This window comes from Glaciimonas sp. GG7 (genome assembly GCF_052976905.1).
On record NZ_JBRIIQ010000042.1, the window covers coordinates 20,106 to 34,941 of the forward strand.

Here is a 14,836-nt window from a genome sequence, read left to right on the forward strand (position 1 = left end):
TTAGATTGCTGATTATCTTAACTACGCTTGCAAAAAATCCAGTAGCGTCATCGCCACTACTTTCGTCGCCCGGCGCAAATCCTCAAGAGCTAGATTTTCATCCGCTTGCTTAGCATTCGATTCGGCCAGGGTGCGTGGGCCAGCTCCGTATAGCACCACCGGAATGCCTTGTTCACCATACAGTCTGGCATCGGTATAGAGGGCCGAGCCGTTGGTTGTAATGGGCTCTCCAAACACGGTTTCGGCATTTTTTTGCAAACTGTTGAGCAATCCTTCATGGCCCGGCAAAGGACGTAACGCACGCGCCAGCAACAAGCGTTTAATTTCTACTCGAATGCCGGCCAAGCCAGCGACGGCTCCCTCGATCATTGCACGCACATCAGCCTCAACTTGTATCGGATCTTCTTCCGGAATCATGCGGCGATCCATTTTCAGCACAACCTTGCCCGGTACGACGTTGGTATTGGTGCCGCCCTCAATGCGTCCGACTATCATAGTCGGATGAGTGATGCCGGGGATGGCAGAAGTAATCGTTTTGAGTTCAGGCAATTTGGCGTAAATCGCTTGCAAAACGGCAGTGGCCGCTTGCAATGCATCATGGCCGGTCTCGGGCGCTGAGCCATGCGTCGCACGGCCGAGTATGGACACTTCAAATTGCAAACAGGCGTTATGCGCGGTCACGATGTTGTAGCTAAATCCGGGTGCGATCACGTAATCGGGTTTAGTCAGTTTGTTCTCTAGCAACCAGGCCGGACCGAGTAAGCCACCGAATTCTTCGTCATACGTAAAATGACATTCCAGCGTTCCTTTGAGCATAATGCCCAAGGCTTCCAGCGCACGCACGGCAAAAACATAGGTCGCAAAATCGCCCTTGGACACCGCTGTCGCCCGGCCAAATATCCGGCCATCTTCGATCTCGCCGCCATAAGGCAGCTTCTGCCAACCGTCGCCGGGCGGTACCACATCGCCATGGGCATTGAGCGCAATGACCGGCCCTGCTGCGCTGTAATGCCGCCGTACGATCAGGTTGGTGATGCTTTCCATGCCGTAAGCACGCACCGTTTCAGTTGGGACCGGATATTTTTCAACTTCCCAGCCTATACCGTTGAGCAAGTCGGCGACTACCTCTGCATGCGGTGCATTGTTGCCGGGCGGGGTGTCTGTCGGGACGCGGATGATGTTTTGGAGGAAGGTAACTTCTTCGTCGAAATGGGCATCGATCCAGGTGGAGAGTTGTATGGCGAGTGGAGGAGTGGACATGGCTTTTCGGAGAAGGGGAAATGAGAATGATTTTACGACGTTAAGCTTGCTTGAGTGTGCGAATAGATCGTTATTCCAAGGGCCAGGTGTATGGTGTCCATGCGGCGCAGAAATTCCGCGCTGATGTGCCGCGTGTACGGATCTACCTTACTACCTGTTTTAAATCCGATGTCTAAGCTGCGATGCTGTAATGCGTTCCATCGGTATCGCAGTACCGCAGGGAGTGTTTCGATACATTGCAATATGTTCTCAATGATTTCATTAAACCTGTCATCACCGCTATCGCTGTCACATTCAAATGTGGCGCGCCAGAGGCCATCTTCTGTTGGGTAGACATTTAATACCATCAATCCTCTCTGCGCCAACTTTTGGGAAAAACTGCACAGGTCGTGACAGTCGGTGATGATTAAATCGGCATTAAGAAAGGTGGTCTGTGGCATGGCGGTTCTTTTTTTGGTCTCGTTGGTGAGGGAGGTTAAGAGTGGCAAAAGATAGAAATAGCAGAGATCGCGCAAGTTAATTGATCTGGCGCGTTATGTTGATCAGTAGAATTATTTTGCCATGATGCGCATGTTTTAAATTTTTACAAGTGTTCGAGGAGAACTTCATAGAGCATTTAAAAATAGATAAAAGGAAAGCCAAATATGCCAGACGCTATTGCAAACTATTCCGCTGTACACGTCCATCCCTCAGAGCGATCGGTTCCGCCCGGCAGAAATGTGAGAAATAATTTCAGATATGCAGCAAATACTGATTTACAGATTCTCAATACAGTAAAAACTATTGCAGGGGTAATACAAAATATCCACATTCCAGGAGGGGTATCAAAGCCCGGTAACACATTGACGGGTAGCCATCCTGAGTATGATTCCAGCAAGAGTAAGCACCCGTCGAAGGCTTTCCAAAATCTGAAGGCTGTGGGAAAAAATAAACAACCTCACGGACGTAAAAATTTTTATCAGGCAGTGCGTCATAGCCAGAAATTATCTTCCCGAAAATTGGATACATCAGGAAAATCGACTATCTCGCACAATATAAAAAATAGTACGTTGCCATTGCCACCCGGATTCAATGCCACGCACATGTTGTCTGCGCGCGCATCTTCCGTTAGCGACAAAACAAAAAATCCAGGCAATCACACTCGGCAATCGCATCCTCTGTCGCATGCGAGGGTTAGCGCGCCTATAAAAAATTCATCACTAGTTGTTTCAGAAAAAAGTAACCGACGCTCGCCACAAACCCAAAACTCCAAATCGTCCTGGCAATATTTGCCAGACTACGAAGAAGAGGTTGTGTGGTCGTGGGAATGGTCAGCCCCCACGTCACATGTGCGCATAGTCCCATCGATTGCTGAGATGGCTTTGGCCGGACAAGATCATGATCCAGTACCATCCCAGCCCGCACCTTCAGCGCCTCCTCCTCCGAGCGATATTGACTTCCCCCAGTTCACACGATTGACCGACGATCAGGATTGGAATGAGCTGGAAGTCGATTATAAGAACAACATTACGCTCACCGATATATTGATGCAAAGCCAGAATATATCTTTCGAAGATGCTGCTGTTCGGTACAAACTTATTGCTGAGGATATTCAAAAATCTTTTACTGCACCCGGTAAGCCAGAACGTCATTGGCAAGCTTTGAGCGATGAAGCGCATCGCTTGTTTGCGGCAAAATATGCACTGCAGATGCATGCTAAGAACGCCACCCGTAGTGAGGCATTCGTAATGGGAAATACCTGTTTTAAACATCCTGCAAATCCGGAAGAAAATTTCAAGCGTGCCTACGCTGATGCGCTACAGATCAATCTTTTTTCCCTGGATACTGCACTCATGGAAAGCACCCGCGTGAGTGCGTCGGATGCGTTACGCACATTATTAGTGCAGGAGGGCTTGCCAAGCCAAAAAGTACATTTTGATGACTACATGCATAGTTTGATTTTTGAGAAATCTACAGATAGTTCGCAGTCTTTCCCTTTAGCTTTTAACCGCGCGGCGATCCTCCACAAATACCGTAATAGCACCAATCCAGAGCAGGCCTTCCTCAACGATAGTCAGACTTCTATACACGCGGTAAGAAAAGAATATAAACAGAAAATCGGATTTGAACAGGTCAACCTGCATATGATCGATGATGTATTGCGTGTGCTTGGGTACGATGGCATGACGTTCTCGAGTCCGAGCACGATCGGATTGCATTTTGAGCAACTAGTCGATCTGCCGGCACTGCGTAAAATTCCTTTTTTTTCATCGCTCGACAAAGCGCAACAGATAGTCTTTCTCAATTACGTCCGGATGCAGACAGGTGAATCCGGGCGTTATCGTCTGCGTTCACTAGAACACTCAGTTGATACGATGCTGATCCGTTCATTGAGGGTAGAACCGCATGTAGTAGCGTATCCGGCTGGTGATGATGCCTGGTTCAATCTGGGCGTAGGGTTGCACTTCGCAGCATCAAACGGTGTGCGGAAAGTCGGTGCTGGTTGGGATACACCGTTTTTGAAAGAGATTGCTACCGCATGCTCCAAAATGCCGAGCCTGAGGTTTTGGCTAATGAAAAATTTACAGACCTTAAAGCGTGATCCTATCAATCTTAACTTTGTTATTAGTCTTGCTAACAGGTTGCGTGAAATTTCTGAGGCTACACCGGATGCGATACCGGTAAAACTAGCCGCCTACGCCAAGGAAACGGTTACAAGAAACACAGCGGAAGTGCGCAATAAAACCTCGGACGATATCGCCCCTTGGCCGGGTGATGCTGAGGTGCAGAAAATATCAAGAACTGCGTGGAAGGAGCTGGTCTTCTACGCCAGGAAAATAGTCGCAAGATATAATATTTCAGAGGGTGTGTATGGTGGCAACTCGGAGGATATCGCCACCTTTCTGAAGGAATATGTGCAGCAGGACTTGGGCGAGTATCAGGTACAACCAACATCCAGACAGGCGTGGAAGGATTGGTTGGCATCGCGCCAATCCGGGGGCAATACACTGGCCTATGAGCTGGCCCATGATGGCTCGGACTTCAACGCGTCAAAAAAATACAGCAACCAAAATTTGATTTATATGATCGAAAAAGTTGGTTGGCCCGGCAGCGCAGACCTATTACAAGAATTAAAAAAGGAACAAAAAAGTTTAGCCGGAGCCTCATGCTTACGTTTGGGGCCGGAGCGCGATATTCACCCTGCTTATGACCCCTTGGTTCTGCTTGCCCGGACTGGGCATGAAGTTCAAATGCGGGTGGACGCGCAAGGAAATGCTTGCGATCTGGCGGTAAGACTGATCGCTGATGATAACCGCGTCACCACCGTTGACAGGTCGCCAAACGGAAAATTACTGGACAATAACTGGTGTGGCGCAACCCAATATCGCTTTGGCCAAATGTTTGCAGAAAACATTCACGATCACAGCTTATATTCAGGCTGGCCTGCAAGCAGTAATTTGCACCCAAGCGACATGAAGATCGGCGATAAACTTTTCAGTAAGAATCCGACGACAACCAATCTGACGCAGTTCCTCGGAAAATTGAACAATTTTTCCGGTGATAACCCCGGGGCGATGTTTGATAAAATTTTTACCATCGATAAAAAATTCGCGCATGTCGATTCCGATCCACGCGCAGATTTCATCGATATGTGCAGAAGTTGGACGTTTAAAGGTATTTTCCATGCGGGATCGCCGGGCCTTGGAAAGTGGGCGATTGTCTATAACAACGACTTCTATGCAGAATACGGTACGGACCGTATTTCAATAATGGAAAATAATCAGTTTGAAAAAATGCCATTTCTCTACGCTCTTAACGGGGACAAGGAACGTTTTCCTATTCAGCGCGGTTTCTTACATGAACTCCTGCACCCATTGTCGCTGCAGAATGATCCACGTGGCCAGGATCTGCGATATCAAGGTTTTATCATCGCGTTGACGAATCTCATTGTCCAGCAAGCCGGATTAGGTACGTCGTATCGGTACACTTATTCTATGACCAAGGTTTTGCCGTCGCTTGACGAGCGGCTCGATCAATTTCGTGAGGCGCAATTGTCGGACCAATATCTTGAAGCGATCATTGCCCAGATTGCCCCCCCTGAAGTTCAGGGAGCGGTGTTTAGTACAGGCGCCAGCGATAGCTTAACTGTCACAAAAGTGCGCGAATGTTTTGCAAAGCTAGACCATCACAAATTACCTGATTCTTCCCCGTTATTGAATGCATTCACTGTTGAAGGCGATCCTGGTGGTGAATTCAACAATCAGTTGCAGTTAGATCATCTGAATGCGATTTTTCATGCGCTGTATAGCGAAGGGAATCTCTTCGCTCAGTTGGCCATAGAGCATCAACATCGGCTCCTGGATAAGCCGTGGCGGTTTCATTATCTTGATCCCACCGCAGCAGCCAAGACGTTTGACCTGTATGGTGCCAGTCATCTGGTGGACCATGCAGCGAGAACGGTATATGCACGCTATCTTCCTCAAAGTTATATCACCTTCTTGGGCCCTAATGGTCTGATGCCCCTGACCACGAGACGTCAAGCGACGCTTATCGGGTTGGAAATATTGACAGCCACGCCGAATTTGCGTGGTGAGCAAGCGTGTGTTGATCGTGGCTTAGTGGCCGCACTGGCGGATATCTGTTTGCAGAAGTATGAACCTGTGCCCCAGGTTGCCGCAGCGACGATTGATAGTATGGAAGAAGTACCGTCGTTACAATTGCTGAGCAAACTTACACATACGCGACGACGCAAGTTTGATGAAGATTGGTACATCAAACAGGTGCGCGAGGAGGCTGAGAAATCCGGAGTTAGGCGATTGCCAGGGAAGGGCTTTTTTGGTTGAACCTTGAAGCGGTCAACTGCCGTTTCCAAGTTGAAGTGTGTGAGATGTTGCGCTCTACGGAGCGCAACCCGTTTAAAAAACGACGACCGAAGCGGCAGCTACGATTCATGGGACAGATGAGGTGCAAGCGTTGAATTGACTTAGCAAACTAATGTCTGTGCGGCGAAGCAATTTCGATGAAAATCTGTTGATCAATAAGGCGTTGAAGGATGCTGAAAAATCCAGATATCTCCCTGACAGAAATCTTAAATAAGGCCTGGTTTGCGACGTCAGGCAAATGCCTGTGCCGCTGCCTGACTACCATTTTTTGCATAGCGGTTGACGCTTAAATCGTCGGCAGTAATGGCCGGACGTTTGCCTGATATCACATCCGACAATAACGCAGCGGACCCGCACGACATAGTCCAGCCAAGGGTGCCGTGGCCGGTGTTGAGAAACAGATTGCGGATCGGCGTTTTGCCGACGATCGGTGTACCGTCCGGCGTCATCGGGCGCAAGCCGGTCCAGAAGCTGGCGCTGCTGGTGTCGCCCGCGCCGGGGAATAAATCATTGACCACCATCTCCAGCGTGGCGCGGCGTTTTGGATTGAGGGTTTTGTTGAAGCCGACGATCTCTGCCATGCCGCCGACGCGGATGCGGTTATCAAATCGGGTGATGGCGATTTTGTAGGTCTCATCAAGAATGGTGGAGACCGGAGCAGCAGCGGCGTTGGTGATGGGGACGGTGATCGAATAACCTTTGAGCGGATAGACCGGAATGTCGATGACGCCGCGCAAGAAGTTGGTGGACCAGGTTCCCAGCGCGATGACATAGCTATCGGCTTGCAAGTATTCGTGGCCGCATTGCACGCCAGCGATCTGGCCTTTGGCGAATGTCAGCGCATCGATCTGAAGGTTGTAGCGAAATTGCACGCCGAGTTGCGCAGCCATCGCGGCTAAGTGTGTCGTGAATAATTGGCAATCGCCGGTCTCGTCATTGGGCAAGCGTAGCCCGCCGTGCAGTTTGTGTTTGACCGCCGCCAGCGCCGGTTCAACACGGGCGATTTCTTCTGCTGTGAGTAGTTCGAAAGGCACGCCGCTGTCTTTCAATACTTGCGTATCTTTCGCTGCCTCGGCCATCTGTTGTTCCGTGCGGAAAACTTGCGTGGTGCCAAGTTGGCGGCCTTCGTAAGCGATGCCGGTATCGGCCCGTAAAGCCTTAAAACAGTCGCGACTATATTCCGCCAGCCGAACCATGCGCTCCTTGTTGACGGCGTAGCTGGCGGCATTGCAATTGCGCAGCATCTGCCACATCCAGCGTAATTGGAACAGCGTGCCGTCGGGCGTGATCGAGAGCGGCGCATGCTTTTGCACCATCCATTTGAGTGCTTTGATGGGGATGCCGGGTGCGGCCCAGGGCGATGCATAGCCCGGTGAAATCTGACCGGCATTGGCAAAGCTGGTTTCTTCAGCGGGTCCGGACAAACGATCAATTACCGTCACTTCATGTCCCGCCTTTGCCAGGTAATACGCTGTTGTTACGCCGATCACACCGCTGCCTAAAACAAGTACCCGCATGTTGTTTCTCCTCAATAAGTAAAAACACCCCTTGGTGTCGGGCGTGCTCATATAGACGCTAGTTTGTCCTGAATATGGACGCGCAGCAATACCACCAAGAGTACCAGCTAAGGCCATTCGAAAACGATTTTCGAGACGCTTCAAGCGTGCATTCTGCGGAGAAATTTCTGTTGTATTTTCGCTGCATTTTTCGGGATGGATATGGTTTTTTCCGACAAAGCCCGGGTTATTACGACAAATGTTAATGAGATATTTCTGTACAACTGTTCGCGCATATTTGGTTATGGGATTATGGCAATGGCTGCCAATTGACCGGCAAGTGGCTCGAGATTTATGGGCTGAGTAGGCGGTGATCAGGAGACGATTATTGTCGATATCAAAAGGTTAATTTACGTACATACTCAGGAGTAAAAAACATGAAAAAAGTTATTCTGGTTGCAGGTTTGTTGAGCGGTATTGCGGGTGTTGCGCAAGCACAAACCAACGTTACTATTTATGGCGTGATTGATTTGGGGATGAATTACACCAACAATGTTGGCGGTAAAAATTCGGTTCAAATGGAAAGCGGTTACGCGCAAGGCAGTCGCCTTGGTTTTAAAGGTAATGAAGATTTAGGTGGTGGCCTAAGCGCGTTGTTCCAACTCGAAAACGGCTTTGCGGCAGACACTGGCAAGTTGGGTCAGGGCGGTTTGATGTTTGGTCGTCAGGCAATCGTTGGCTTGTCGAGCAAAACGGCCGGTACGGTCACATTGGGTCGTCAATACGACTCAGTTGTCGATTACCTGGGTCCAATGACAGCCAACGGCAATTGGGCTGGTTATTTGTTCTCGCATCCGTTGGATAACGACAATACGGACAACTCGTTCCGTATCAATAACTCGCTGAAATACACCAGCCCAAGCTTTAGTGGCTTGCAGTTCGGTGGGCTGTATGGCTTCGGTGAAACGGCTGGCAACAATTCTAAAAATCGTACCTACAGTTTGGGTGCGAGCTATGCCAACGGTCCTTTGACGGCTGGCCTGGCGTACATGAATATGACGGCTCCTGGTTCGAGCGGTGCTGGCGGCGGTTCTGTTACTGGAACAGACGCCAACTTCACCGGCATCAACAGCAAGCAAAAAATCTTTGGCGCTGGTGTGAATTACGCGCTTGGTGCGACAACAGTGGGCTTCGTTTATTCACGTACCAATTTGTCGAAGCCTGATGGCGGCAATGGGTATATCGCTTCGTTCGCACCGGCTGTTGGCACATTGAATTCGATGAGATTCACCAACTACGAATTGAACGCCAAGTATGACGTTTCAGCGGCATTTTTTGTCGGCGCGATGTACACCTACACGCAAGGAACGTACGATGCAACAGGTGGAAAAGCCAAGCCAAAATGGTCGACGCTGGGTCTGATGGCGGATTACAGCTTCTCTAAACGGACCGACGTTTATGCGCAAGCAGCGTACCAAAAAGTCGGCGGCGATTTGACTGGATCGTCACTTGATCAAGCCTACAATACGGGTTCTGCCGGTAGCTCTGGCAATGACAAGCAAGCGGTTGTGCGTATCGCTTTGCGTCACAAATTTTAATCGCTGTTTTGATACCGTAGAGACGTAATCGGCCAGATGTGTTGGTGGATTCAATGGAACGGGGCCAGAGTGAAAACTCTGGCCCCGTTTGTTCTGTGAATGTGATCTTTAGCGCTCAGTTCTGACGACCTTTATCGACAACAATTTCGCCATCTTCTTTGACGAACGCAGATTGTTGTGGGTTAGGCAAAATATCGAGCACCAACTCCGATGGACGACACAAACGTGTACCCAATGGCGTGACGACAAAAGGCCGGTTGATCAGTATCGGATGGGCCAGCATGGCGTCGAGTAACTGGCTGTCGGTCAGTATTGGGTCATCAAGACCGAGTTCTGTGTAAACAGACTCCTTTTGACGGATTGCCTCACGGATGCTCAGGCGGGCGTCAGCGATCAATTGCGCCAAGACTGCGCGCGTGGGCGGATTGGTCAGATAGGCAATCATGTCCGGCTCGTAGCCAGCGTTACGGATCATCGCCAGCGTGTTGCGGGACGTTCCGCAGGCGGGATTGTGATAAATCTTGATGAACTTGTCAGTCTTATCAGTCATGTCAGGTTTCCTTTTCATACCACTTTTGCGAACGGTTAACGATTCCGACGACGATCAGCATCGCCGGAACTTCAATCAGTACGCCCACCACGGTGGCAAGTGCGGCGCCCGATTTCAGGCCAAACAAACTGATAGCGGTAGCGACGGCCAACTCAAAGAAATTGCTGGCACCGATCAAGGCCGAGGGACCGGCGATGCAATGGGCGACGCCGAAGCGGCGGTTAAGCAGATACGCCAGCCCGGAATTAAAAAATACCTGAATCAAAATCGGGATTGCTAGCAGCGCGATGATCAACGGTTGCTGTGCGATAGCTTCTCCTTGATAGGCAAACAACAGTATCAGCGTCAACAGCAACGCAGCAATCGAATAGGGCCCAAGCGCGGCGACGATGCGCTTGAAGGCGAGCGGGCCTTTTTTCTGCCATTGCCGACGTAATAGTTGCGCGACGATCACCGGTATGACGATGTATAAACCTACCGACGTCACCAGCGTGGCCCATGGCACGGTAATGGCCGATAAACCCAGCAGCAATCTCACTAGCGGGGCGAAGGCGACGATCATGATGGCGTCATTGAGCGCGATTTGGGAGAGCGTGAAATACGGATCACCTTTGCATAGATTGCTCCAGACAAACACCATCGCGGTGCAGGGTGCGGCGGCCAGTAAAATTAATCCGGCGATGTAGCTATCTAGCTGCTCGGCGGGGAGCCATTGGGCGAACAGGTGGCGAATAAATATCCAACCCAGCAACGCCATCGAAAACGGCTTTACCGCCCAGTTAATGAATAACGTCACGCCAACGCCACGCCATTGATTATGCGTATTCGAGAACGTGCCGGAAAGCGCGCTGAAGTCGATCTTGATGAGCATCGGAATAATCATGATCCAGATCAAGATGCCGACCGGCAAATTGACCCGCGCAACCTCAAGATGAGAAATCTGCTGGAACACGCCGGGAAACCATTGCCCTAGCGCGATACCGACGACGATGCACAACACAACCCAGACGGTCAGATAGCGTTCAAAGAAACTAATGGACGGAGCTGGCTTCGTCATCGTAGTGGCGGTGCTCATGGCGTACTTTCTGTGGGGCTAACAATGGGTTTAATGGGTTTCACTGCGCACGGCTGGCCTTCGCAACAGTTCTCGGTCAAAAATCCGATCAGGTCGTTGATCGCGTCGTAGTTGGCGGAATACATCAGAAACCGCCCATCCTGGCGCGCGTGCACCAAGCCACCGATGGACAATTCTTTTAAGTGAAATGAGAGCGAGGATGCCGGAACTTCGGCCAGTTCAGCAATGCGACCAGCGGCCAGCCCATCGGGACCGGCTTTCACCAGCAGTCGAAAGACGGTCAGACGGGTGGCGGCGGAGAGCGCGGTCAAGGCCGCAAGGGCAGTATTTGTTTTCATGTTTCGAGTATAGTCGAAATGATTGATGGACAAAAGATTTTATTCTCTGGCAACAGGAGGCATAAAATACGCTCAACACACAGAACACCATGCAGCCTTCCCATCCGGGTTTGCCTCCCCCAAATCTGGACACCATGAAACAACCTAAATTCTCCGAGCAATGTTTAATGCTGCTGTATCTGGGCCGCTGGCTGGTCTTGTCGGCGGTTGTAGGGGTTCTGGCCGGAGCCGCTTCGTCGGCCTTGCTGGTGGCCCTGGATTGGGCTACCAACACCCGTATCGGGCAGCCTTGGTTGTTGTGGTTGTTGCCGGTGGCGGGTTTGGTGGTGGGGCTGGTGTATCACCATTTCGGCCGGGCGGTTGAGGGCGGCAATAATTTGTTGATTGATGAAATTCATGATCCGCAACGCATTGTCCCCAAGCGGATGGTGCCGTTGATTCTGGTGGGTACGATAGTCACGCATCTGTTCGGCGGTTCGGCTGGCCGTGAAGGGACGGCAGTGCAGATGGGCGGGGCGTTGGCTGATGTTGTGACGCGAATTCTGAAGCTTGATAAAGAGGACAGGCGCATTTTGCTCATGGCCGGGATTAGCGCCGGGTTTGCGTCGGTGTTTGGCACGCCGCTGGCCGGGGCGGTGTTTGGGCTGGAAGTGCTGGCGATCGGGCGCTTGCGCTATGACGCGATTTTCCCCTGTTTTATTGCGGCCATTGTTGCCGATCAATTGCCCGGCTTACTGGGCGTGCATCACACCCATTACGCGATTCCATTTGTTCCGCATATCAGCGTGTTGGCGCTGGGGGCGACGCTAGTGGCGGGGATTGCGTTCGGTCTGGTCGGGATGTTGTTTGCGACCGGGACGCATGCGCTCTCGGGCCTGTTTAAGCGTTGGATTCATTACGCGCCATTGCGGCCATTTGTGGGAGGGGCGATGGTGGCGCTGGCTGCGACCTTGCTAGCCACGGATAAGTATCTGGGTTTGGGTATTCCGACGATTGTAGAAGCGTTTGCGCAGCCTTTGCCAGCGTATGATTTTGTCGGAAAAATGATGTTTACGATCGTGACGTTGGCTTCTGGTTTTAAAGGTGGAGAAGTGACGCCCCTGTTTTATATCGGAGCGACGCTGGGTAATGCTTTGAGTTATGTGTTGGCATTGCCAACGCCAGTATTAGCGGGGCTGGGTTTTGTGGCGGTCTTTGCGGGTGCGGCAAATACACCGCTGGCGTCAACCATCATGGCGATTGAACTGTTTGGACCGGAGATTGGGCCGCTGGCGGCAGTGGCCTGCATCGTCAGTTATTTGTTTTCCGGCCACGCCGGGATCTATGGTGCGCAGCGGATTGGCGATGGCAAGTTCTTGCGTTTGCCTGTGGGGATATGGCTGCCGGGGATGTCCCGATTTCGTAAGAATGCACCGAAAAATGCATCAAAAAAAGATGATGCGGCAACCGAAGAAAATCGCAGCTGAATTGTCATAATCATTAGCTATATTGGCTGCAATTTTCAGAAATTTCTTAAGCCGATCTTCAAAAATCCTCCCTAGTATGCATGGAGATGTTTATACATCCGCGATCAGGCATTGTGTCTGGTTGTGCTCACTTTCTTTCCAGAAAGCGTCTCCATGCCAGACAATCTCCGCACCCTCGGTGCACGCTTTGACTACCAACTCCTCCCCAGCACGTACGACACGTTCAGCCATTTGAGCGATCAAGTTGCGTTTGTTTTACTGCATGAGGAAGCGTAAATGAACTTGCCAATGAATCGAAGGAAGACATTGCGACTTCAATGTTTATTGTTCTTTCCCGTAACACTGGCGCTTAGCGCCTGTACTACACCGAAACCGAGTGAACCTTTAGAGGTTATTCCGTATGTGAATGTGCCGATGACAGCTGTACCGATTTCTTGCTCCTATCATCCCGGCACGGATTACATTTATTCGTTTGGTGTGGAAGAGTTTTTTAGCAAGGCTATGAAAGGTGGTTTGAGTTGTGGCGGCACTGGCGCTTTTGGTTATCGGCTTCCAGACAAATGGCAACCGGGGATGAAGGTTAAGGTTCGATGGAAACCGAATGCACGCGACTGGATCGAAAAAACCACCACGATCAGGCGGTACGAAAAGCCAGAAACACTGTTTGTCCATTTTTTTACCAATGATGAAGTGCGGGTAGTGTCATCAGGGCCCTATCCGGGAAGTCCCAATCACCCCATTCTCGAAAGCGTTGTCATCGCGCCACCGGAGGAAGAATAAATGAGCCTCCCTATTCATACCGCCCCACTAATTATTTCCGATCGTACCGAAAAAGAAATGGCCTTGACCATTCCAGAAATGCGCCATCTGTTCACAAAGGAGTGCAGGCCAACTAAAGATGCCAACGGTGCTCCGTTATGCCAGAGCTTCATTAAGATCGGCCTATTCTTCGATGGCACCAACAATAATCGTATTCGCGATGAGCCGTTGCAAGGCCACACCAATATCGTGAAGCTGTTTAAAGCGCATAAAGATGTAAGGGAAAAAGGCCAACTACAAGCACGAGGGCATTACCGTTTCTATATTCCTGGCTTAGGTACGCGTTTCGACGAGAACTGCGAATGGCGTGAAAGTCAGGAAGGTAAAGCCCATGGGAAACACGGTCAGGCCCGGATTTTGTATGCGTTGCTTGAGGTTTATAACGCTGTATATCGGGAATTTAATGGAAATCAGCCAATTTTTAGTCCTGAAGACATCACCGCCAAACTCAAGAAATACACCCAAGATATCGACATCGGCGATCCGCTACGCGACCCCCACGAACCGCGTCCCAACCGGCAGAGCTGGTTTGGCGACCTCACCGAAAAATTCGATGCCGATCTGCGCGCAGCACGCGTGTGGCGTTCGAAGCCAGAAATTCCCCACATCAGTATTTCGGTATTCGGCTTCTCACGCGGCGCGGCGTTGGCGCGGGCGTTTTGTTACTGGTTTAACGACATCCTGAGCAAAGGTGAAAATAAAGACGGCACCTTTGGCGGCATGCCAGCGAGCATCGACTTTCTGGGATTATTTGAGAGCGTCGCTAGTGTCGGCCTGCCCCAATCCGTAGCAGAAACTACGCCGTTGATTTTCGCCGATGGGCACTGGGCGTGGGCCAGAGAAATCCTCCAGCCTTTGCCTGAGTGCGTCAAAGAAACGGTGCATTTTATCGGCGCGCATGAGCAGCGTCGCAACTTTCCGATTACCCGCATTAAGCCGGGCAAGGGTCGTGTTACTGAAGTGCTCTATCCCGGCGTGCATGCCGATATTGGCGGCGGTTACCTTCCCGGCGAGCAGGGGCGTGGCTTCTGGAATGTCCAAGGAGAAATGGCGATGTTGCTGTCGCAAATTCCGTTGGTGCGCATGCATCGGGCGGCAAGCGTGGCGGGGGTGTCGCTGGTGGGATATGGCGCGATGCCATCAGATTTAAAAGAAGACTACGCCATCGACTCCCAACTAGCACTGGCATGGCAGAACTACATGGCCGCTGGTAAATTTATGGGCGAGTCGGGAACTGAAATTTCTGGCGACTATCACGCCATGATACGCAAACACATGGCGCTGTATTACGGCTATCGGCGGCAATATTTACATGGATTGCAACACACCATCGCCTTTCCCCGCGCCAATGCGCAGGAGCAGGAGGATTTAC

Annotated in this window: 12 protein-coding genes; 6 read left to right on the forward strand and 6 right to left on the reverse strand. The window is 50.9% G+C overall.

The genetic code is table 11. From position 1 onward, the window contains the following. Positions 1–21: 21 nt before the first annotated feature. Positions 22–1,260, reverse strand: coding sequence for a M20/M25/M40 family metallo-hydrolase (locus tag ACVBEF_RS11580; protein WP_447124097.1), 1,239 nt, complete (start codon positions 1,258–1,260; stop codon positions 22–24). A 32-nt stretch (positions 1,261–1,292) separates the two neighbouring features. Further along, positions 1,293–1,700, reverse strand: coding sequence for a hypothetical protein (locus tag ACVBEF_RS11585; protein WP_447124098.1), 408 nt, complete (start codon positions 1,698–1,700; stop codon positions 1,293–1,295). A 204-nt stretch (positions 1,701–1,904) separates the two neighbouring features. Between ACVBEF_RS11585 and ACVBEF_RS11590 the strand changes: the two genes are divergently transcribed. Then, the gene (locus ACVBEF_RS11590) at positions 1,905–6,083 is read left to right on the forward strand and encodes a hypothetical protein (protein WP_447124099.1); all 4,179 of its coding nucleotides are present in this window, start codon (positions 1,905–1,907) and stop codon (positions 6,081–6,083) included. Positions 6,084–6,352: 269 nt separating this feature from the next. Here the strand turns inward: ACVBEF_RS11590 and ACVBEF_RS11595 are convergent, their stop codons facing one another. Then, positions 6,353–7,639, reverse strand: coding sequence for a D-amino acid dehydrogenase (locus ACVBEF_RS11595; protein WP_447124100.1), 1,287 nt, complete (start codon positions 7,637–7,639; stop codon positions 6,353–6,355). Between the two features lie 416 nt (positions 7,640–8,055). Here ACVBEF_RS11595 and ACVBEF_RS11600 point away from each other — a divergent pair, with 416 nt between their 5' ends. After that, on the forward strand, positions 8,056–9,216 hold the full coding sequence (locus tag ACVBEF_RS11600; RefSeq protein WP_447124101.1) for a porin: 1,161 nt from the start codon (positions 8,056–8,058) through the stop codon (positions 9,214–9,216). A 115-nt stretch (positions 9,217–9,331) separates the two neighbouring features. Here the strand turns inward: ACVBEF_RS11600 and arsC are convergent, their stop codons facing one another. From arsC to ACVBEF_RS11615, 3 genes are read right to left on the reverse strand one after another with little or no spacing between them, the layout of a single operon-like run. Then, on the reverse strand, positions 9,332–9,766 hold the full coding sequence (gene arsC / locus ACVBEF_RS11605) for an arsenate reductase (glutaredoxin) (RefSeq protein ID WP_447124102.1): 435 nt from the start codon (positions 9,764–9,766) through the stop codon (positions 9,332–9,334). Between the two features lies 1 nt (position 9,767). Beyond that, entirely contained in the window at positions 9,768–10,841 is a 1,074-nt protein-coding gene (gene arsB / locus ACVBEF_RS11610; protein ID WP_447124103.1) for an ACR3 family arsenite efflux transporter, read from the reverse strand. Then, on the reverse strand, positions 10,838–11,179 hold the full coding sequence (locus ACVBEF_RS11615; RefSeq protein ID WP_447124104.1) for an ArsR/SmtB family transcription factor: 342 nt from the start codon (positions 11,177–11,179) through the stop codon (positions 10,838–10,840). Before ACVBEF_RS11615 ends, arsB begins: the two co-directional genes overlap by 4 nt. Positions 11,180–11,313: 134 nt before the next feature. Between ACVBEF_RS11615 and ACVBEF_RS11620 the strand changes: the two genes are divergently transcribed. The 4 genes from ACVBEF_RS11620 to ACVBEF_RS11635 all read left to right on the forward strand — a co-directional run. Further along, on the forward strand, positions 11,314–12,645 hold the full coding sequence (locus tag ACVBEF_RS11620; RefSeq protein ID WP_447124108.1) for a voltage-gated chloride channel family protein: 1,332 nt from the start codon (positions 11,314–11,316) through the stop codon (positions 12,643–12,645). 153 nt (positions 12,646–12,798) lie between these two features. Next, entirely contained in the window at positions 12,799–12,921 is a 123-nt protein-coding gene (locus ACVBEF_RS11625) for a hypothetical protein (RefSeq protein WP_447124105.1), read from the forward strand. Then, positions 12,922–13,425: a DUF3304 domain-containing protein gene (locus ACVBEF_RS11630; protein WP_447124106.1), complete on the forward strand. Its 504-nt coding sequence runs from the start codon at positions 12,922–12,924 to the stop codon at positions 13,423–13,425. Next, the coding region (locus ACVBEF_RS11635) for a T6SS phospholipase effector Tle1-like catalytic domain-containing protein (RefSeq protein ID WP_447124107.1) at positions 13,426–14,836 on the forward strand (1,411 nt) is incomplete at its 3' end.

Coding starts and splice junctions, on each gene's coding strand:
- ACVBEF_RS11580 (WP_447124097.1), bottom strand. CDS start 1,260: ATGTCCACTCCTCCACTCGCCATACAACTCTCCACCTGGATCGATGCC.
- ACVBEF_RS11590 (WP_447124099.1), top strand. CDS start 1,905: ATGCCAGACGCTATTGCAAACTATTCCGCTGTACACGTCCATCCCTCA.
- ACVBEF_RS11595 (WP_447124100.1), bottom strand. CDS start 7,639: ATGCGGGTACTTGTTTTAGGCAGCGGTGTGATCGGCGTAACAACAGCG.
- ACVBEF_RS11600 (WP_447124101.1), top strand. CDS start 8,056: ATGAAAAAAGTTATTCTGGTTGCAGGTTTGTTGAGCGGTATTGCGGGT.
- ACVBEF_RS11585 (WP_447124098.1), bottom strand. CDS start 1,700: ATGCCACAGACCACCTTTCTTAATGCCGATTTAATCATCACCGACTGT.
- ACVBEF_RS11625 (WP_447124105.1), top strand. CDS start 12,799: ATGCCAGACAATCTCCGCACCCTCGGTGCACGCTTTGACTACCAACTC.
- ACVBEF_RS11620 (WP_447124108.1), top strand. CDS start 11,314: ATGAAACAACCTAAATTCTCCGAGCAATGTTTAATGCTGCTGTATCTG.
- ACVBEF_RS11630 (WP_447124106.1), top strand. CDS start 12,922: ATGAACTTGCCAATGAATCGAAGGAAGACATTGCGACTTCAATGTTTA.
- arsB (WP_447124103.1), bottom strand. CDS start 10,841: ATGAGCACCGCCACTACGATGACGAAGCCAGCTCCGTCCATTAGTTTC.
- ACVBEF_RS11615 (WP_447124104.1), bottom strand. CDS start 11,179: ATGAAAACAAATACTGCCCTTGCGGCCTTGACCGCGCTCTCCGCCGCC.
- arsC (WP_447124102.1), bottom strand. CDS start 9,766: ATGACTGATAAGACTGACAAGTTCATCAAGATTTATCACAATCCCGCC.